General features: G+C 41.8%; 16 protein-coding genes. All 16 read left to right on the forward strand.

Translation table 11 applies throughout. From position 1 onward, the window contains the following. Position 1 precedes the first annotated feature (1 nt). The 16 genes from QTN47_RS27495 (at position 2) to QTN47_RS27575 (ending at position 20,433) form a co-directional block, all read left to right on the forward strand. Positions 2-7,519, forward strand: a complete 7,518-nt coding sequence (locus QTN47_RS27495) for a PKD domain-containing protein (protein ID WP_369332676.1) — start codon at positions 2-4, stop codon at positions 7,517-7,519. A 1-nt stretch (position 7,520) separates the two neighbouring features. After that, a complete protein-coding gene (locus QTN47_RS27500; protein ID WP_369332677.1) occupies positions 7,521-7,799 on the forward strand; it encodes a hypothetical protein in 279 nt (92 codons plus the stop codon). A gap of 23 nt (positions 7,800-7,822) precedes the next feature. After that, positions 7,823-8,056, forward strand: coding sequence for a hyaluronate lyase N-terminal domain-containing protein (locus QTN47_RS27505; RefSeq protein WP_369332678.1), 234 nt, complete (start codon positions 7,823-7,825; stop codon positions 8,054-8,056). Between the two features lie 15 nt (positions 8,057-8,071). Next, positions 8,072-8,356 (forward strand): hypothetical protein, encoded by a 285-nt coding sequence (locus tag QTN47_RS27510; protein WP_369332679.1) that lies wholly within the window; start codon positions 8,072-8,074, stop codon positions 8,354-8,356. Then, on the forward strand, positions 8,353-9,036 hold the full coding sequence (locus tag QTN47_RS27515; RefSeq protein WP_369332680.1) for a DUF6549 family protein: 684 nt from the start codon (positions 8,353-8,355) through the stop codon (positions 9,034-9,036). Before QTN47_RS27510 ends, QTN47_RS27515 begins: the two co-directional genes overlap by 4 nt. 1 nt (position 9,037) lies before the next feature. Next, positions 9,038-9,535, forward strand: a complete 498-nt coding sequence (locus QTN47_RS27520; protein WP_369332681.1) for a hypothetical protein — start codon at positions 9,038-9,040, stop codon at positions 9,533-9,535. Between the two features lie 195 nt (positions 9,536-9,730). Continuing rightward, positions 9,731-13,873, forward strand: a complete 4,143-nt coding sequence (locus QTN47_RS27525; RefSeq protein WP_369332682.1) for a tape measure protein — start codon at positions 9,731-9,733, stop codon at positions 13,871-13,873. Position 13,874: 1 nt separating this feature from the next. Beyond that, entirely contained in the window at positions 13,875-14,354 is a 480-nt protein-coding gene (locus QTN47_RS27530) for a hypothetical protein (RefSeq protein ID WP_369332683.1), read from the forward strand. Further along, on the forward strand, positions 14,351-15,889 hold the full coding sequence (locus QTN47_RS27540; RefSeq protein ID WP_439100202.1) for a phage tail family protein: 1,539 nt from the start codon (positions 14,351-14,353) through the stop codon (positions 15,887-15,889). The genes QTN47_RS27530 and QTN47_RS27540 overlap by 4 nt, the downstream gene beginning before the upstream one ends. 76 nt (positions 15,890-15,965) lie before the next feature. Next, a complete protein-coding gene (locus tag QTN47_RS27545; RefSeq protein WP_369332684.1) occupies positions 15,966-17,222 on the forward strand; it encodes a hypothetical protein in 1,257 nt (418 codons plus the stop codon). Between the two features lie 10 nt (positions 17,223-17,232). Further along, the gene (locus tag QTN47_RS27550) at positions 17,233-17,850 is read left to right on the forward strand and encodes a glycoside hydrolase family 19 protein (protein ID WP_369332685.1); all 618 of its coding nucleotides are present in this window, start codon (positions 17,233-17,235) and stop codon (positions 17,848-17,850) included. A gap of 32 nt (positions 17,851-17,882) precedes the next feature. Further along, the gene (locus QTN47_RS27555) at positions 17,883-18,116 is read left to right on the forward strand and encodes a hypothetical protein (protein WP_369332686.1); all 234 of its coding nucleotides are present in this window, start codon (positions 17,883-17,885) and stop codon (positions 18,114-18,116) included. Between the two features lie 255 nt (positions 18,117-18,371). Beyond that, positions 18,372-18,860 carry a hypothetical protein gene (locus QTN47_RS27560; protein ID WP_369332687.1) on the forward strand — a complete coding sequence of 163 codons (489 nt, stop codon included), beginning with the start codon at positions 18,372-18,374 and terminating at the stop codon, positions 18,858-18,860. Next, positions 18,857-19,276: a helix-turn-helix domain-containing protein gene (locus tag QTN47_RS27565; RefSeq protein WP_369332688.1), complete on the forward strand. Its 420-nt coding sequence runs from the start codon at positions 18,857-18,859 to the stop codon at positions 19,274-19,276. The genes QTN47_RS27560 and QTN47_RS27565 overlap by 4 nt, the downstream gene beginning before the upstream one ends. Beyond that, positions 19,254-19,727: a hypothetical protein gene (locus QTN47_RS27570; protein ID WP_369332689.1), complete on the forward strand. Its 474-nt coding sequence runs from the start codon at positions 19,254-19,256 to the stop codon at positions 19,725-19,727. Before QTN47_RS27565 ends, QTN47_RS27570 begins: the two co-directional genes overlap by 23 nt. Positions 19,728-20,136: 409 nt before the next feature. Beyond that, positions 20,137-20,433: a hypothetical protein gene (locus QTN47_RS27575; protein WP_369332690.1), complete on the forward strand. Its 297-nt coding sequence runs from the start codon at positions 20,137-20,139 to the stop codon at positions 20,431-20,433. Positions 20,434-20,584 lie beyond the last annotated feature (151 nt).

Raw genomic sequence — 20,584 nt, forward strand, 5'->3', positions numbered from 1 at the left:
GATGTCAATTAAAATTCAAGAAACCAATGTCACTTACGCAACGTTGTCGGATGCCCTTACAGCGCTTCCGGCAACGTTCGATAAGGACTATACCATATACAGCACCGAAGATATTAACCTTTCTTCAGCGCTTACAATTCCTTCTAAAACCACTGGCTCCTTCAAACTGACGATTAAGTTTGATTTACAGACCAGGAAGCTTTACACGGATGGCTCTCAAACCTCAGTGCTTGTTCTTGGCGGTGTAAATAATTTTGTATTGGACACCTGTACCGTTCAAAGCCCCAATTATGCCAGCTCCACTGCAATCGCTTGCCTTGTCAACGGATCCTGTAATTCGATCTCGTTTAAGAATATCAAATTTGACGGTTGTAGAAAAGCGGTTGGTAATGGAACGTCGTTTGCCGGCGTTGTAGTTTCTCTTACTTTGGATGGATGTAGCTTTCAAAATTGTTCGGCTGGCGCAACAGATATTGGAGCCGGAACGTTTACCAATGCAGATTACTCTCAGCCATCTACTGCGTACAATTACACCAACGTAACAGTTAAAAACTGCCAGCTTAAGGATGTAAACAACAAAGCAGTTATTCCATCGACGACCTACAGCACAGACGTTACATTGAAGATTTTTAAAGCCTACAATGTAACTATCCAGGATAATGTGCTTGATACAACCACAGCAAAGGGCTTTGATATTGAACACTGTCAGAATGTGCTTGTTCAGAGAAATATTATTACCAAAGCAGCTTGGAGCAATACAAACTCTAACGTTGTGCTGATTAATAATAGCCTTAATGTTCGTGTTCAGCGCAATGCCATGTTTGGTAACAGCGCAACGGCTAACTGTCTGCAGCTTAACTACTGTAAAACGCTGTTCGTAAATAACAATACAATTGATTGCGATAACGGTCAGCCAATATCTGCAACCTTCTTTTTAGACTGGAGAGAGCTGTTTAACAACATCTTTTGGACTCGCGGTTCGTATATCCAGCTTATAAATTCCACAACGGGCCTTGACTATGTTACTGAATTTAAAGCGGCTGATTATAACTACTACCGTGTAGATGGCAGTACACAATCTCTAAAAGTTCAGGTTGGAGCAACAACGGGCGGTACTACCGTCAATATCAAAGGCAACTCTGATACTACATTAACCACCTACCGCGGTAATGGCTATGAAAACCATAGCTTCTTTGTTGTATCTAACTCGGCAACCGCAGACAAAGCTGAAATATTCAACAAAGGTACTTATCCCACAAAGCCTGACTACTGTGTATTGCCCACTGCCACTTCTGTTTACCAGAAAGCGGATGCGACAAAAGGCGGCACAGCAGACGTCAGAGGTTGGAACCTTCAGACGTTGCGTGACATCGGCGCCTATGACTATAGTGCAACGGATCCGAACGCATCACATAACCCACCACAAATATCTGTTTCATCCAACCGTCTGTTCGGAATTAAGAGTGATACGACTTTTTCGTTTTCTGGTACAGTGAACTATCTTGATTCCGGTGCAACAATAACAGGCTGGTCCTGGAACTTTGGAGATGGTACTACGTCAACGTCCCAGAATCCCACAAAGAAATACACGTCATTGCCGTCGTCTGGTAACACATTTACAGTTACGTGTACTGCTACTGACAGTAATGGCCAGACAGATACAAAGAATCTGACTGTGACTGTCTATAATGATGGCGTTGAAATTATTGGTGGGTTCTTTGGTGGCGAGATTTATACAGGCGCGTCAGCGTTATCGAGTGCGGTTACCCGGGTTTCTCAGATTGCACTGATGTCGAACGTAGCTATTGCCATCAAGACAACAACAATCCAAAACTTTTTCTACTATAACAACGGTGACAGTGGCCCTTATCGTGTAAATATCTACACAGATATGACCTTCACCAGCAACCAGAAATGCTGGGTGCGTTCTCAGACAAGTGAAAACGGTGTTTGGATCCAGGGCCGCACAAATATTTTGTGGGAAAATTGCAAGTTTACAAGTGCGACTGGACTCGGAGGGGTAAGGTGTACTAATGGCCGTTCAAATGTGTTCAGGTATTGCGACTTTATGAACTCTCAGTACGGTGTATATTTAACCGGCGCGGATGGGTATGAATTTATTGATTGCAACTTCCAGGATGTAACAATAAGCAAGGTTTATCTTAACACCTGCAGCAATATCACTTTCGTAAGGTGTAATCTTGTTTATTCAGGTACAGGTACAGAAAGCCTAAACTCCGGAACAAAACAACATGTCACTATCGGTAACTGTTCCAATATCCGTTTCCTCAACTGCAACGTAGACGGCAATGGCAGCTGGGATTGCTTTATAAAGGGTAACCAACTGAAGGATATTCTTGTTGATGGCTGCACCTTCCAAAGCTTTAAACAGCAGCTGTTTTATTTTATCAATGGTCCGGCCGGCCAGTATAATGCTGAGAGGGTAATCATCCGTAACAATCTTTTCAAGAATTCAATGATCACTGCAAGCCGTGGATCGACAGCTGCATTTGACTTTACTGCAAGCTATGACATTACATTCCAAAACAACACGATGTACGAAGATCGTGCTGGTAACGGCGGCTTAAGGGTTTTTAATATAACAGGAGGCACTTCTAAAGTTCAGGCAAATAATAACCTGTTCTTTATACGGGATTCTAACCAGGTTGTGAACTCTGACTCATACATCTTCAAGATCAATACTGCTGAAATAACAACTGGAGAAAAGGCGCTGATCGCTGACCGAAACTATTACATGTTCCAGGATGGAGCCCGTAATAAGATCAAGTGGGGGAATGTCGATAACGTGTCATACAAAGACAGGGCTTCAGGTGTAGGCTTGGGACTTGAAGGCGCGAATTCTGTTCAGTATGCTAGCGATACAGCTTCAACTGTGTTGATCAATACTACAACGCTCGAGCCTTTATCCGGCTCTCCATTAAACGCAATGGGCGGCAGTACACCATTGAGCAAATATGACTTCGATCTGAATGTTCATAATGCAAACGGGACAGTTGGTGCAAAGGAGTTCACAAAAACAGCTTACAGCTTAACAGCGGCTTCATTCCTTGTTACAAACCTTTCTCCAAAAGCAAATGGGTTGCAGTATACGTCAGCCAACGCCTCTTATACGATCCCGTCCCTGGATATTCTCAATTTCAATAATGAGTATGCGCCATTTGTAAAAGACTTCAAATGGGAATTGACAGCGACTGGATATGCAAATACGTTATACTCAAACGCTTTTAATCTGTCGTTCACAGATCAGAAGACATATACTGTAAAGCTCACGTTGATCAAGAATGATAACAGCTCATTAGTTGTCACAAAGACAGGGTTCTTTGTTGTTGGTATGGCAAGGCCGATTCCGAAATTCAAGCTCTCTTCTTATCGTCCATTTGTTGGCGATAAGATTGATTTCATAAATGAAAGTCAATTTGGTACCTCGTACGAATGGACGATAACAAAATCTGGGGGAACAAGTGAGGTAATCACCACAGAGAATATCATACAAAAACAGTTTAGTGATGCTGGTATATATGATGTAAGGTTGAAGGCGACTAATAATGTTGACAATGATTTTGTTGAATATCGCCGGACGATCCATGTTAACGCTGCATTCAATACTCCTTATCTAAACCAACAAACGGAGCGTAATATTTATTACAACGACGAAGTTGTAAACATTCAACAATTTTCCAAGTTTAAAAAGAAGTCTGATGTTCATCGGTGGAAGCTATACGACAGCAATACAGGTCAACTGGTTTATAGCAATCCTCAAAACTCGCCAACCATTCCTGCGGGAAGATTATCAGGAGGCGATTATGATGTTTTATTTACCATTTCAAATAAATATGGAACGACTGAACATTTCAAGCGTCGTGCATTTTGTGTATTGCCAATTCCATCGACATCTACCAGATTTAATAAGGTTTGCACAATTACTGACAGGTTCGTAGACCCGACAAACGGAAGCTCTTACGATGGTTCACGTGTGGATGGTACCGCCGACAGTATTGCACCAGGTACGATTATCTCAGTAACAGGCGAAACAAGGAGGCTGGAATTAACCTACCTAAAGGGAACTGCGGAGTTGCCAATTGTAGTTGTTCCTGGGCAGAATGAGTTTGAAATAAAGATGAACAGCTTTAACGGTATTCACCTTGTAGGATGCGAGCACGTTGTTATAGCCGGCCAGCTAAACCCCGGAGGCAATCCATATGGCTTCAATGTTCACAACGATACAACCGGAATTTCTGTTCATGCGTCAAGCTCCTGTGTAAATGCGGAATATCTATCGACCTATGTTAGAGTAATGGGGTGTGAGCTTTGGAATAGTGGTTTTTCGGCAATGAGAATGAAGACAGAGCCTTATGGTAATTACCCGCAAGGCTGGAGAGGTACCGGCTTTATACAAATGGATACATTTATCCATGACAATTTGATTTACGACTCTGGCGGTGAGGCAATGTATTTGGGAGGAACTCAGGCTGATGAAGCATCTAACTATTATACTCCTAGCGGGCCGGATATCAATGGCAACACCGTTTCAAAATGTTTCTGGACAGCGCTTTTCAATACGAAAGTTTATAGAAATAGAGTTGATAGTTCAGGATGGGATGGCATTCAATGCGGTAATTGCTTCAGAGGCACTGAAGTGCATGATAATATAGTGCTTAATACTGGTGTGGCCCAAGTAGCGAATCAGAGTGCAGGCATGAGCATCAATAACGGTTTCGTGGGGGATATCTACAACAACATTGTAGATAATAATATCATCATGCAGCCTTTCAAGGGTAGGACGAGAGTATTTTGTAATACTATAATTAAGTATTTAGGTAACGACGCGTTTTATATAATTGATGATGGCTATGTAGCCCTGTGGGATTTCGATAAAACGCCGACTATCGCTCCCTATGGTGGCCAATGGGATGGATCGACTTACTACGATGGATCTGCTACAGAAATTCAGTTCTTTAATAATACACTGTTAACGAACAGGATGGCCTTTTACTTCTTAAGTAAAATGCCTTCTAAGCTGATGCCAACAATTAAGATTTATGGTAATCTGGCAATATATACGCCTCTTTCTTATAAAAACTTTGATCCGAACGTGTCACCACAGGCGCCGGCAACAATGCAACAAGCCAAGCTGCTATACAAAGCCAGCGAGGTTGGCGCCTTCGTACAGGATAACGGTGTTGTATTTCAAAATATCGTTCGCAAACTGGATGATATAGATGATCTCGAAATCTCCAACCTTGTAAAAGGAGATGCAAGCATCTCGCCGGGATCCGCTGCTTTGTTTGCAATGCAACCAGATGCAACCTATGCATCTATTATTGCAGCATTACCGGGCGGTAAGCTTTACAGCCAGGAAGGATTAAGAAATGCCGATGCAAGCGGAAAAGTTACAGTGGGAGCAAATACAATACCTTCTTATACTGGTCCGGCATGGGTTCCTACTTACTACAACTTCAAAGGGGGTGATACAGCTGAGAACGATGCTTATCTCGGAACTGCCAATGAAGTGACTGCAGATGTGGAAGCCAAAGTCATGAGGCTCCATAACGGTATAGCCCAGGGTGGTGTGAGCAAAACTGTGCCGGCTGGTCAAACAGGCTACTTCATACATGGTTCAACAAAGTATTGGGTAAAGGATGGCCAGATAACAGGATATGAGGGGCAGACGCCTGCAAATACTGTCGCAAGCATACCTCAGAACTTTGCCGCAATTGCTGGTACTGGCCAGGTTGTTTTGACTTGGGCTGCATCAGAATCAAATGGAGGATCTGCTGTAACTGGATATAAACTTTACAGAGGTGTAGCCTCTGGAAGCCTGAATTTATTTAAGACACTTGGCAACGTTTTCACTTATACAGATACTGAAGTAACAAACGATACGAAATACTTCTACCAGGTTGTTGCTATCAACGGCATCGGTGATTCATCAAGAACTGTGGAAAAAGAAGCAACTCCGTATACGGCAAATAATGCGTCGTCGTTCTTAGCTGTGCCTGCAACAGGCGCGGGATGGGATGTAAATTATCCGAACCAAAAAGGATGGATGTATACGCCTGCAACCTATAACAACGGCAATACAAATCTGTACCCAATGATCTTGAATCTTCACGGTTCTGGTGAAATTGCAGCTTCGAATGCTACACCTCCTAATGGCATTGATAAGGTAATTGCACAGGGGCTTGCTCTTCTAATCAAGAACGGTCAGATAATGAACTGCTTGGTTTACAGCCCGCAAATTAATAATAGCAGCTGGAACAGTGATCGTCCTGCTCGTGCGCTTGCTTGGGCAATGGCAAACTACCGTGTCGATCCAAACAGGATTTATATCACCGGTTTAAGCCTTGGCTCACAGGGTGCCTGGTATCAGCGCATGCAGAATACACAATTGTTTGCCGCAGCGATCATGGCATGTGGAAGCTGTACACCGACCAATAGTATCGGGTATGGTAACGCTCGTCGGGTTCCTTCACTGTGGATAGGTGGCGATCAGGATACAACTCAGCCATTCTACCAATTAGGAGCAACAAACACTCCGGTTGCGATCATTACAGCAATGAACAATACCAGCTCTAAGCCTAAGATATCCGACAAGATGACGATCGTTAAGGGCGGTACGCATAGCGCTACAGTTTGGAATGATCGCATGTACAATAAGGCAACCGCAGGATTCGACTTTGAAGCATGGTTCTTAAGGCATTCATTGATTGCAGCTGATACTGCCACCAATTATGTAACATGGATTGAAGGGGTGATTGTAGCATCAAAATGGGATGAAGCTCTCTTTGCAGTTGCCGATGTTCAGGCATGTATTAATGATCTTTCTGCAGGCACAGTTAAAACGAATCTACAGTCTCGCTTGAATGTTGTCACAGGTGCGATTGATAACCAGGGCAAGCGTTATCTGGTGAATCTTGGTGCGGCCGGTGGAAATTATAATGCTTTGGCTTCTGGAGCCGCTGGCGCTTCTGTTGGTACGCTGAAAGACAATTTGAATTCAAATTCTGGTTATGGACTTCAAGTTGTATCTGCCGGTACCAGTGGAGCAACTGAGTATGCAACTGGCAACTACTTCGCAGATAAGTACTTTGGATTCTCCACTTATATCCTGCAGGCTGGATTTGTGGTAAATGGCGTTGGTGGTCAATACAAGTTCACAGGTTTGAATGCTGCCAAAACCTACAGGTTAATAGCCTTTGGCGGCTATGATAAAACCGATCCAAGCAATCCGGCTGATTTGACAATTACCGTGAACGGAACATCTAAGTACATTTTTACACCAGGTAATACGAGAGATTATATTGAATTCTCCGGCATCACAGGTGTGACAGAGCTGCTATTTAAAGCCCAAAGCTCACCGAATGTAACAAATGGCTCACTGATCACGAAGACTGCTACCGGTGCGCTTCAAACTCCAGCAACTAATATTTCATCATTCAGGGCATGCGATGCTTACTTAAGCGCCGTAATGCTGATTGAACAAACAACAATGGCATAATATGTTTAGAGCAACAACATATCCGGAATATATAGAGGTAGACGGCATTGCTACCGGTGTAATGGAATTTGATGACTTCCTGGCCACGGCCAGGGAGTATCAGCAGGCAAGTGTCAATCGTGGTCCGCATCACCGTGTGTTCGTTAACGAATTAATTGTTGAAGCGGATCCTTTGATGAACATCACATTACAAACCGGCCCCGGTAGCGAATTGGATCACCTTGTTTTCTGTAATTGTGATTTCAGAGGGTTAACAGTTACCACTGCGGAACAATTTTAAAAACAGCTTTTAAATCTTTTGACATGGCAGACGTACAGTTTATAGGAAAGACAACAGAAGAGCTTGCAACATTCGTTGGCAGGCCTCGACAAGTGGTAATCAATACCGACACAGGTCAAATGATCGTATGCGACGGTCAAACACCTGGAGGGATACCACAGGCAAAAGCAACTGGCTTCAGTGGGACTGTGGCAGTTACTTCCGGGAATCTAACTGTTGTAAACGGTTCTATCGTCTCAGGATTAATCACTGGCTAAAACCAATATCCAATCATGACACTACTTGACACAAATGACAGCTTTTTTCAAAACGTCGGCGAAAAGCTGACACTTATTGGCGCCCTGGCGTTCTTCCTCTATTATTTCATGAAGGAGCTGAAAGAAGTGCGCATGCAAATGGACACGCTGAGGAAAGAATATGAGGCAAAGCATGATGCAATGTTTGAACGGGTTGTCGAGTGTGAAAAAAAGAGCACAGAAGCCCTCAATAAGTGCAGTGACAGTAATGATCGCCTTGCAGAGGCGGTTGAATCTTTAAAAGAAAAAATCACTCTATGAAACAGCAATACGAACGGCTCATTATCGTCGCGCTATTAATAATCATAGCTGTATTCGCCCTGCAGACCTGCTTTCGTAAAGAGAAACAGGTTACAGATCTTAAGCAGGTCGTTAGTGCAAAGCAAGATACTTTGAAACATTACAAGGATGAAGCAGGCCACGAACATGGTCAAAAGGTTCTGGCGGAAGCAGATATGTCATTACTCAAAGTCGAGTATCAGAAACAGATCGATAGTGTTACAGAGCTTCTGAAGATCAAGGAAAGCCAGCTGGCATTCTATACGGGCTTTTCCACTGAATCAAGCGGATCCATTAAACCAAGAGTTGACACGGTATTTATGCCTGATTCCACAAGAGAATTCAATATTGATTTCTCGGATAGATGGATGTCTCTTAATGGTAGAATCGGCAAGTCATCCAATATAAATTACCGAATCACTGATTCGTTGACGGTTACTGTGTATAGTAAGAAAAAGAATTTCCTGTCATCACTTACTACTTATATCGACGTGTTTAGCATGAATCCAAACGTGAAAGTAACGGGATTGACAGGGTTTAAAATCCCGGTTAAGAAACCTGGTCGTTTTGGCATCGGTCCATATTTCGGTTACGGTTATTCTGATGGGAAGTGGTCACCTTCTGCCGGTGTTGCAATACAATACTCACTCATTCGATTTTAATATGAAGGAACAAAAAGAAGCGCTTAAGAAAGTTGCTGAAACACTGTTAGATGAGCCTGTGATCATCAAGATCACACAGAAACCAAAGTATTTCTTTCAGAAGCCGAAGGAAAAGGAATTCCGCGTCGAGAAATTATGTCTTGGTTCACTTATCCGGATATCCAAGATTCTTTTGTCAATTGATACGGAGATGTTTAAGCAAGGAAGCTTTGTTGAGAATTGCATGAAAGTGATGGCCGGGAAAGGTGACTTGATGGCTGAGATTATTGCGATAGCCATCGTCAACAGAAAAACGCCACCAAGCAAAAGCTTGATCAACCTGATTATGGAGGAGTTTACGTCTGCAGATATGCTGACCGCTCTTTCGGTTGTCATTAAGCAGATGGATATAACAAGTTTTATGAACTCTATCATCTCGATAAAGGGGACAACCCTTCTGGAGATGAGCCCGACGGATCAGGGGAGAAAAATAGCCCCTGGAGTACAATCGGAGGGGTAATTAAGTATTTCCGGTTTTCATGGGATCATGTAATGTGGGAAATAAGCTACCCGAATTTATTAATGCTTCTCGCTACAATACCGAAGTATAAGACGGACAAAAAGAAGAAAGTAAATGAGTCGGACGCGGATGATGATGAGATTGAGGTAATCGACGATGTACAGGATTTAGCGGACTTTATAAACAGTAACTAATATGCCAGTATCAATAGGTGGTGCTTTAGAGTTTGATGCAGTGATTAATATGTCGCAGTTTGGCGCTCAAATCAGAAGGATAGAGGCTGAATTGCAGGGCATTGCAACTACCGCAAAAAATAGTGGTGCGGAAACTGAAAGGTATTTATCAAAGCTTGCAACTGCAGCCGGTGCTTTTTTCTCTTTGAGTGCCGGCAAGGAGTTTATAACAAATGTTGCTAATGTTAGGGGTGAATTTCAACAACTGGAAGTTTCTTTCAGAACAATGCTCAAAAGCAAAGAAAAGGCAGATGAGCTTATGTCAGAAGCTGTTAAGCTGGCGGCAACAACTCCGTTTGATTTGCAAGCCGTAGGCCAAGGTGCCAAGCAACTATTGGCTTACGGATTTAAAGCTCAAGACATCACCAAAACGCTGACCATGCTTGGAAACGTGGCTTCTGGCGTTTCCGCTCCATTGGGCGACATTGTGTATTTATACGGCACATTGCAAACGCAAGGTCGTGCATATACCAAAGATATCATGCAGTTTACTTCGCGTGGTATTCCAATCATAGATGAACTTGCTAAGCAATTCGGCGTCACAAAAGACAAGGTTCAAGAATTGGTAGAAGCCGGCAAGGTTGGATTTCCTGAGGTTGAAAAGGCATTTCAAAACATGACTGGCCAGGGTGGTTTATTCTTTAACCTGATGCAGGAGCAAAGCAAAACAATCACGGGGCTTATTTCCAACATGAAAGACTCTTGGAGTCAGATGCTCAACGAAATCGGGAAAGCCAATGAGGGTACAATTGCCTCGGTGATTAAGTTGGCAACCTCAGCCATTGAGCATTACCAAGATGTCTTAGATATTATCAAAGTATTGATCGCAACTTACGGAGCCTATAAAGCGGCCGTTATTGCAGCAACCGTCGCGGAACGAATTCAAGGTGAAATGATGGTTCAGCGAGCTTTAGCGGGGGCAAAGCTCAATACTATGCAAGCTTTAGGAGCTGTTCTGACTATGAACTATCAAAGAGCGATGGATGCGTTAAATAAGACTTTGTTAGCAAATCCCTATGCTATTGTTGCTGCGGCTATCGGAACGTTAATAGCTGCAATCGTTGTTTATCGTAAAGAAGTTGTAAGTGCCAAGGATGCTACAGAACTTTTGAAAGATGTCCATGAGAAGACTGCCGACTCCTATGCAGAACAGGAAGCTAAGATCCGGCCATATCTCGAAGTTTTAAAGGAAGGCAATCTGACTGAGCAAAAGCGCGTAGACATTTACAACAAACTGAAAGAGATAGACCCCAAAATTATCGAAGGTATTAACGCGAAAAAGCTTTCCTATGATCAGTTGGCCGACAGTGTTGATAAGTACCTTACCAACTTGCGAAAGCAAATAGCATTTGAGGCGAATGAAAGTGCATACAGAGCTAGTGTACAGCAGGAGAATTTAATTAAGAAACAGATCGAAAAGCAGCAAAAGCTTGTAGAACAATACCAGAAGAGCGCCAACTCGACACGCAAAGGTCCGATCATAGCCGGATCTGGATTAGGTGTTGGCAACGTCGAAGACTCCTTCGATAAGTTAGCTGGAGCAAATGAAGAACTAGCCCGCTTGAATAGCCAGTTAAAGTATCAGGAAGAGACAACGAAAAAAATAGGGGATGATGTAAAAAAAGTTGTCAAGGAAACAACAGAGGATTCGGCTAAAAATGCGTCTGCTGCAACAGTTAAAAATAAAGCCTGGTATGATGCGGAAATTGCACGATTGAAAGATTTACAAGCGCCATTGGCTGTCGCATCTAAAGAATATAAAGCCTATCAGGCCCAAATAGAGAAGCTTCAGGATGAACTAAACCCAAAAGCGAAACATCAAGAAGATCAGGAAAGTAAAATTAATACCCTGTTAGAAGCGAGGAATTCTATACTGGAGAGAATAAAAAGTGTTCAGCGCGATGCTACACAAAGCGGCCTTATAAAAGAACAAAGTGAAATTGACCGTATCAATGAAAAATATGAGAATGTCATCGCTTCGGTGGAAGAATACAACAAGAAGGTTACTGATTTTAATACGAAAAACAAAACCAATGTTAAAGGCATCAGCCTATCGGATATTGATGCTATCAACAAAGCAAAACAGACAGAAGCTACAAATGCACAATATAAAATTGACTCTGAAAACTACCTGAAAAGCCTTTCATTAAAGAGAGAAGCCTTTGAAGCCTTTCAAAAAATACAGGCTGAAGGCAATGAGGAAATGACTGCAGTTGCGCGGGATCAGTATAAAGACCAGATCGGTGACTTTAATTCTTACGTTGACTACCTGAAATCAGAGAGGTCTAAGTTGATGGCTGCGTTGGCCATTGGTGGTCCGAATGTCGGCATAAGCAATTCTTTGCTATCCATTAATCAACAGATTACAGAGCAAGAGACGAAGGATGAAAATGATAGGAAGGCGAAGACCATTGCGATGTATCGCGATTTAATACATTTGGCACAGAGCTATTCATCTCAAAAAGCTGCGATTGAGAAGAAATATGCTGACTTAAATGGCGCACTGGATAAACAACAGGACGTAATTGGTAAAGAGGAATATGATAAGCGATTAACCGCATTAAAGGAAAGTAAGGCTGCTGAGCTTGCTGAGGTGGAGAATAGCCGTTTACGCCAAACGGAAGCCTATAAGATAATGGGTCAAGACATACTGTCTCTCACCCGTGAGCAGCTTAAGCAGAGGCTTGACGCTTTACGAGAAACGCTTAAGAGGGGAACGACAACAGATAAAGACGGAAATAACGTCTTGTTAACCCCGCAGATGAAAGCGGATCTTGAAGGGGTGATAGAACAGGGCGAAAAGTTTTACGGAGATACCAAAGAGATATTCGGTGTTTCTGTTCGACAAATGGAAAAGATCGCGGGCTATGGATTTGACATAGGCAGCGGTTTTCAAGCTATTGGTGATTCACTAAAAGACATTAATCCTGGCCTTTCCGATACCCTGCAAACGATGGGGGAAATCGCCAATGTTGGAGCAAATGCATTGACTGCAGTTGCAGGTTTTGCTTCCGGCAATATTGCTGCCGGTATTTCTGGAACAATAGGATTTATCACTGGAATTATTAAATTGTTTTCAGCGGCGAAGCAATCTCAGAAGAAAGCCTTGGAGGACTTAAAGAAATACCAGGATGACCTCATTAAAGGAGAGATCGCATATAATGAACTGCTGCGTGAAAGACAGAGAACACAGGAAGATATCAGTAAGCTGACGGTGCAGGAGCTAATGCAACGTGAAAAGATGCTTGATATCCAAAAGCAACAGGCGCAGGCGGACTATGACAGACTGCTTGCTCAAATTCAATCATCCGGCCAACAAATCACCGGTGCTCATACAGAAAAATATGGAGGTTTTCTTGGTATTGCTCGAAAAACCAAAGTCGTTAACGAGCTGGCAGGCCTTTCCGGTGCTGACTATGATCAGCTTGAAAAACTGTTCACAGAAGGGAAACTAGACGATGCGACAAAAAGCTGGTTTCAGGAACTGCAGAAGGTGCATGATGAGTTAAAAGGCATTGGCGAAGATGCTGAAGCAGCACAGGAAGAATTAAATCAACGATATACTGGCACAACTGCAGATTCGATTGTAGATGGTATCGTTGATGGTTTCAGCCAAGGCCTTGACAGCGCTGCTGACTTTGCAGACAATTTCCAGGATCTGATGAAGAAGGCTGTGTTGAATTCTTTGAAATATCAAACCTTGCAGAAGCCACTCGAAGATTTCTACAAGCAGTTTGCCGCGGCAACGGAAAGTGATAACATGCTTACAAATGATGAGCTTAATGCTCTTCAAAATACTTACAGCGGGATTATTGATAACGCAGCTCAGCAATTCCAGAAGTTGCAAGACATTACCAATCTGGATTTCTCTAGCAATACAGATACTGCAAATTCTGTAAAAGGTGCCATCAAAGGCATGTCTGAGCAGCAGGCTGACCTGTTAGCTGGGCAGTTTGGCGGCATGCGAATGACTTTGCTTGATCAGTTAAATGTAGCTCGTCAAGGATTGGTTTCCTTACAGCAAATTGAACTCAATACGAGTTACATTCTCCAGGTTAAGGATATTTTGTATACAATGAATCGTGATGGCATAAAAGTTAAGTAATATGACAAAGATATATTTGGACGGCATAGATATTCAAACTGTATTCGGTATCTCAATCGAAAGCGGTACAGACGACTTTTTGAAATATCCTGCAAAAAAAGATTCGATAACGCACGACTGGCAGGACGCGAACGGATTGGATGTCGATCTTACCAAAATGTTTTTCAATGCCCGTAATATTTCACTCCGCTGCAATGTTATTGTAGACAATGAAGAGCAGTTTTGGCAGAATTACCAGTCGTTTCTTGCACAACTCGCAAAGCCGGGATATAGAAGAATTCAAGTGTCACAATTCGGAGAGAAAAGTTTCTATTGTTACTACAAAGAATGCACAAGCTTCACCAGGTTCACGCGGATCAAAGACAACGGACTTTCTCGTATTGGGTGCAAGTTTACTCTTAACCTAGTGGAGGGGGAGCCGAATATTGATTATAACAACGTTTTTATTGTTGACGAACAAGGGAGGTTTTTAGTATCATGACAACCATTGAAATTTTCAGAGGATCCGGATATTTAACAACGATCAAGCCAGAGGATAATTCTGTTCAGGTAAAGAAAATTATGGGGGAGAATGAGCTAAGGATCTCGTTCAAGCTCAATCTTTATATTGACTTTCTGGTTAATGACTTTTGTACTGTATTTGGCGAAAGGTACCAGCTTAACCAACCTCCAACGGTGAAAAAAGTTGCGTCAACGTTGTATGAGTATGATATGGTCATGGAGAGCGAAGCTTCAAACCTTGCAAAAGTTCAATATTTATTCCTGGGCGATGATAACACACTCAAGGAAGCGGACTTCTCTCTGATGGGAAACGCTGAAACGTTTCTTGATCTTTTAATTCAAAATGCCAATCGTGTCGGTTCAGGATGGATAAAAGGACAGGTGATCAGTACTATATACAAAAACCTTACTTTCTCCGCTGAAAACTGTTATAACGTATTGGGGCGTCTTTCGGAAGAATTTGAAACTGAGTTTTGGGTTGATGGCAAAACTATCCACGTTACCCGCCGTCAAAGAGATAAAGGATATGTTTTCCAGCATGGCAGAAACAAAGGCCTGTATGACATCACCAGGCAGAATGTTGATAGCAGCAATATAGTGACGCGCCTTTATGCGTTTGGAAGCGATAAAAACATCCCTTCCGACTACCGGAACTATAGCAAGCGGTTAAAGATGGATGTTGACTATATCGAGGAGAATACACAGCAGTACGGCATTATTGAGTCTACTCAGATATTCGATGACATCTATCCACATCGTACCGGTACCGTTACATCTGTAAATGCCACAGATAGTAAAAAGTTTATCGATACTACGCTTGACTTTGATATTAATGACCAGCTGCTGGCTGGGATTTCAGCTAAGGTTGTGTTCAATACTGGCCAATTATCAGGCTACACTTTGGAAATTAGCAAATTTGACAACTCCACAAAAGAGTTCACATTGCTCAAGAATAAGGATGAAAGGACGCTGGAAATTCCAAATGATGACATCAGGCCGGCTATCGGTGATCAATATGTTTTGGTTGATATTAAAATGCCGGACAGTTATATCACAGCAGCAGAACAGCAATTGAAGGCAAAAGCATACGAGGTGCTGGCTTTAAATAGTGGTCCTCAGCTGTCCTATAAACTTTCAGTAGATCCAGTCTTTATGAAAAAGAAAGGCTATAGCTTGAGCATTGGCGATCTTGTTTGGCTGAAAGATGACGAACTGAATGTGAGGCGCAGGATCCGCGTAACATCATGCGAACGCAACATTATTGATGAAAACCGTTACAATATTGAAATAGCTGATGCAGTACAGGTGGGTACCATTGCCAAGCTGATGACTACACAGTCAAATACCGGCCGGGATGTGAATGATCTTGGCAGGAGTGTACAAAATAATGCAATTCTGAATGGAAATGTTATTGGCACATTGAAGTTCGATTCCATCCCTGTCACGTCGACTACAACGGGCTTCTCTCAAATATATATCGAGGACTCAACGGGTAAACTTTATAAGAAAATATAGCAACGAAAGTTCTATGTTGCTGTATTTTCTGTGATGCCCTTTTTTATCCTTATTAGGTTGCAGCTAAATCTGCAGAATGGCTGACTTAATCACTGTGAGGATTCCAGAACTACCTGAGCAACCAGGAGAAACACTTTCACTCGAAGACAAGGTCCCTGTATTTATAGCGGCTGAAAATAAAACGAAACACTGCTCAATAAATTCACTTCGTGATTTAATTGTTGTAGGAGATGATGGCTCTTATGCACCTGTTTATAATGGTGGTTCTGTAATATATGTTGTTCCATCTGCACAGAGTGGAACGGCCACAGCAAGTATTCCAACGCTTGCAGGAATGAATTTTAATCTTTACCGTAATGGTGTTCCGCTTCTTCCTACTGAATACGAGATACTTTCTGCTGGTGGATTTAAGTTAAAAGCGGGATTGCTAATGAGTGCCGCCGAACGCTATGAATTGCGAGTATTTGAACTACAAGGCGGGAATGCCGGTTCTGGGGCTGGAGGTCTGGTAACGGGTAAGGTAGTCGTTACAGCGAATAAAACGTTGGCCGCAACTGATGCAAACAAATTGATCCAGATTCGCGGGGCAAATAATATACTGACAATTATCCTTCCGGACGGCGACTCCGTTCCGGAAAACACAATCATACCTATAGAGTCCACGATAAATAACCTTAAGCAGCATAAGATTCAGACACAAAATGGCCAGTACATCTACTTTAAGAGCACATCAAAAACTTATATGTGGATTGGAGTAAGTGAAATGCTGTTTCTGTATTGGGGAGGTGATGGCTGGTATGTATTTGGGTACGATGGCAACTTTCTCAACTTAACGCAGCCGGTGGCAGCTTATAAGGTTGGGTTCAATCAATATAAAGCTGACGGAAGTATTGTTAACAGAGCTGACTGTCCAAAGCTTTGGGAAGAGGTATTGACATTGGGTCTTTCGCTTGTGGATGATGCAACGTGGTTAACACCATCTGTTACTCTTGGAGGCAGAACTGTAGAAAAACCATATCGTGGGTGTTTTTCAACAGGGAACGGAGTCGATACACTTCGTTTGCCGGATCTAACTAATGTCGCTTTACGTGGCCTAAAGGCGTCGGATTCGGATCGCTATTATAACAATGCCGGCGGCTTCCAACGTAATGAATTCGAATCACACGATCACGATTCAGGCATTTATAACAATTCACAGGACTACGACGATGGTGGATCGACTCCAAATAATATTGGTACTACAGCGACTAGTCAAAAGATAAAAACAAGTAAATCCGGCGGGACTGAAACACGCATGGACAACGTAGGTGTGATATGGGTTATCAACTACTAAAATTAAAGCAATGATCACAGGCGAAATACTTAATAAAATATGTACACAAATAAGCGCTGCAAGGGCGGCACAAATAGCAGATGTCATTAACCAGGTTTTTCCTGCATATGGCATGACAGATCCTCGAGTAATGCAGACGGCAATAGCACAGATAGCACATGAAAGCGGTGAGTTCTCAATCAAAAGCGAGAACATGAATTACAGTACTCCGGAAAGGATAATGGCAATCTGGCCGAGCCGGTTTAAGACGGTGGCTGATGCAAAGCCTTATGTAAGGAATGCACAGGCGTTGGCTAATAAGGTATACGGTGGAAGAATGGGCAATAACCAGCCTAATGACGGATATAACTTCCGCGGTGGTGGTTTTATGCAGTTGACCGGCCGTGAAAGCTACGAGAAATATGCTCGCTTTAAAGGGTTGTCAGTTGATAAAATTCACGAACAAATAAAGACTTCGGACTTTTTCGCAATGGATAGCGCATGCTGGGAGTTTGCAGTTGATAAGGCCTTGATTGATGAAGCGCTTGCTGGTGACTTCTTAACCATTACGAAACGGATCAACGGCGGTACGATTGGCCTTGCAGAAAGACAGAAGTATTATCAACGAGCAAAAAATTATATTGAATAAAACGGTGGACGGCGTTTCCGAACAAATTTGACATGTCAGTAAAAGCAAAATTTAAATGCGACGGCATTAAGATTGACGAGCTCAACGAAGGGAATAAATATGTTACCCTGTCAGTAGTAACTCACGGCAGTGAAGAAAATAAAAGTTTTGCGAAGTATACCCCTGCGGGGCAAGTGGCTATTAATATTAGTCGTGAGACATCCGCTTATGATTATTTTAAAGAAGGTAGCGAGTACTATTTAACCTTCGATGAAGTACCGCAATAAAGATTTTCTCATAGCAGTTAGTTTTGGTAAGGCCTGGCATTTTTATGCTGGGCTTTGTTTTTTTTCTTCATTTATGTAATTTGCAATTACAAAATCCTAAACTAGCTGCCGTTAGTCCTTTGCTTGCTAATCTGCGGAAATAGTTTGATTTGGCTCCATAATCCTTTGTAAATCAATGATAAAATATTTTTTAACTGAACAAGTTGGTATTGTCAAGTTAATGGTACTATATTTGTTCTTAACTTATAGGTTAAGTTGAAAGCAACCTTTGAACCGATCGAAGATTTGTGTTCCGACTATTTAGCAACTTATTCAGTCTATTTGGACGACAACCCGATCACAGAATATGAACAATTTTATGAAAAGGAATTTCCAAACCATGCCGAGGAAATTAAAGAGATCGACTACATCCTTTACCAGTGTACCTACAGGGGCGCATTGTCCAACTTTTTTTATAAGCACGAAGGCGCCGCATCCGCAATACCCTATGTAAAAGCCGAGATAATTGAAAAAAATACTATTGACTTTGGGATTCGATTGTATTGCATTCGTCTAAGAAACGACATGCTTATACTTCTCAATGGAGATGTAAAAACACACATTGATCCCGCACAATGTCCGAAGGTATCCCGACATTTCGCTCTTGCACATCGTCTAGGTCGTGCAATCGATAAAGCGCTTGGCTCACGGGATCTTATTTTTAATCATAGAGAATGCTTGCAAGGGGAGGAAATTAATATATGAAACTTAAAAATTTTAAAGAAAGAATAGATTCTGTATCTGATCTTAAAAAGCTAGAGATCAGTTTTAACATGGATATTTTAGAAAGGCTGCAAGAATTGCTTGACGCTAAGTTTGAAGGAAATCAAAGTCTTTTAGCTAAAAAAATGAATGTATCTGAAGCTGTGGTTTCTAAGTGGTTCAACGGCGTCCAAAACTTTACCACTCAAACTCTCTTGAAATTTCAATTGGCGTTTGGAGAACCAATAGCAGTCGTTTGTACCGACAAACCTAGTTCTGAATTTAGAACCGTCAAAATGAGTCATGAAGTGCTTAGTAAAACTATTATCGTTTCGGTTGAAGGAGGAATGACTGAAGAAATTAAATTCAAAAAAAACAAAGTATCAAACGAACTTCATGGAGAATCATCAGGTGTTTAATATTTCTGATATAATGCTACAAGATATCGTGGTTACGCATGCTGCGATTGACAATGAGAAGGGGTTGAGTTCGTTACCTGAGGGTTATTCTGTATCATACACATTTGGGTTTGAGGCCTCCATCAGCACTGACAATAAAACTTTAAGGGTTGTGTTCCATTGCTCAGCTGAGGCATTTACAAAAGATAAAAAGGACAGTTTTGGAGTAAAGGCAACCTTCGCAATAATTTACAACTTCCTTGTATTGCAAAATGTCGAGAGTATGGTAAGAGATTTAGGAGACGACCAAATTGAATTTAATTCCGATGTATTGTTAAGTCTTGCAAATATTGCGTATTCGACGTCTAGAGGTATCATATTTACTAGGTGCCAGGGTACTATTTTAAAAAAAGGAATTTTGCCCATTTTGCCAACAGATCAACTAAGGTCTCTTATTCTTGCAAGTGAATAGCAATTGGCTCGTGTCAATGGATAAGTTAATATAAAGATTCAAAACTCAGTTTAATAAGAGCCTCATAGTGATATGAGGCTTTTTTAATTTATACTAAAAGATCGGCTTACACCCTTACAATACGCCAGTTCACATAGACCAAACGCCAGTTCATCAAACATATTTGCTCCGGATGGAAGTTGTTTATACTTTCATTTCGCTGATTTTTTTTCGTCGTGATGATCATACATGCCCGGCATCACTTGTCGGGCATTTTTTTGTCGCACTATAGTTCAACGTTTGTCACCAAAAAGGAGAAACTTGGCTAAATTACATTTAACATCCTCTTTTCTTAATGGCTTATTAGTAATAAACCGGCTGTTATTGCGAGTAATTTTGTTAATCTAAAACTGATAAATGCTTACCTAAAATGTGGCAACTGAAAAAGAAGTTCAAGGATAGAGTTCACAACAAAGCAAACTGCAAAGTAGAACTTAACCCTGACAAATCATTAGTACAAAATAAGATAAGCTATCCGATTATTTGGAAAGGATGGATTGGGATACAAATGGTTAAGATAATTCAAATTGGACCAGCTCCAACACATGAAAGCTTTGTCTTCGAGGTCTTTCCAAAAGAATACGCTTGGTTACAAAATAAGATTATTGAATGGATTCGTGATTATTTGAATACCGCAGGACGCGCCAATATCGATAAAAACGATTGAATGAGATGAGCTTCAGCAAGCGATAGTCCCGCCTTTTGTTGCCGTAAATTTTTAACAATTGTCATTTTTATGTGTTAATCTTTAAAAAGAACTTCAGGTGATGTCAATCAAAAGTAGGTCCGGCTTTAATTAGTCGGGCCTTTTTTTATTC

Origin of the sequence: Danxiaibacter flavus, assembly GCF_041060425.1 — a bacterium.
GTDB lineage: Bacteria > Bacteroidota > Bacteroidia > Chitinophagales > Chitinophagaceae > Danxiaibacter > Danxiaibacter flavus.

Coding starts and splice junctions, on each gene's coding strand:
- QTN47_RS27505 (WP_369332678.1), top strand. CDS start 7,823: ATGGCAGACGTACAGTTTATAGGAAAGACAACAGAAGAGCTTGCAACA.
- QTN47_RS27520 (WP_369332681.1), top strand. CDS start 9,038: ATGAAGGAACAAAAAGAAGCGCTTAAGAAAGTTGCTGAAACACTGTTA.
- QTN47_RS27500 (WP_369332677.1), top strand. CDS start 7,521: ATGTTTAGAGCAACAACATATCCGGAATATATAGAGGTAGACGGCATT.
- QTN47_RS27510 (WP_369332679.1), top strand. CDS start 8,072: ATGACACTACTTGACACAAATGACAGCTTTTTTCAAAACGTCGGCGAA.
- QTN47_RS27550 (WP_369332685.1), top strand. CDS start 17,233: ATGATCACAGGCGAAATACTTAATAAAATATGTACACAAATAAGCGCT.
- QTN47_RS27555 (WP_369332686.1), top strand. CDS start 17,883: ATGTCAGTAAAAGCAAAATTTAAATGCGACGGCATTAAGATTGACGAG.
- QTN47_RS27525 (WP_369332682.1), top strand. CDS start 9,731: ATGCCAGTATCAATAGGTGGTGCTTTAGAGTTTGATGCAGTGATTAAT.
- QTN47_RS27570 (WP_369332689.1), top strand. CDS start 19,254: ATGGAGAATCATCAGGTGTTTAATATTTCTGATATAATGCTACAAGAT.
- QTN47_RS27495 (WP_369332676.1), top strand. CDS start 2: ATGTCAATTAAAATTCAAGAAACCAATGTCACTTACGCAACGTTGTCG.
- QTN47_RS27530 (WP_369332683.1), top strand. CDS start 13,875: ATGACAAAGATATATTTGGACGGCATAGATATTCAAACTGTATTCGGT.
- QTN47_RS27540 (WP_439100202.1), top strand. CDS start 14,351: ATGACAACCATTGAAATTTTCAGAGGATCCGGATATTTAACAACGATC.
- QTN47_RS27515 (WP_369332680.1), top strand. CDS start 8,353: ATGAAACAGCAATACGAACGGCTCATTATCGTCGCGCTATTAATAATC.
- QTN47_RS27545 (WP_369332684.1), top strand. CDS start 15,966: ATGGCTGACTTAATCACTGTGAGGATTCCAGAACTACCTGAGCAACCA.
- QTN47_RS27565 (WP_369332688.1), top strand. CDS start 18,857: ATGAAACTTAAAAATTTTAAAGAAAGAATAGATTCTGTATCTGATCTT.
- QTN47_RS27575 (WP_369332690.1), top strand. CDS start 20,137: ATGTGGCAACTGAAAAAGAAGTTCAAGGATAGAGTTCACAACAAAGCA.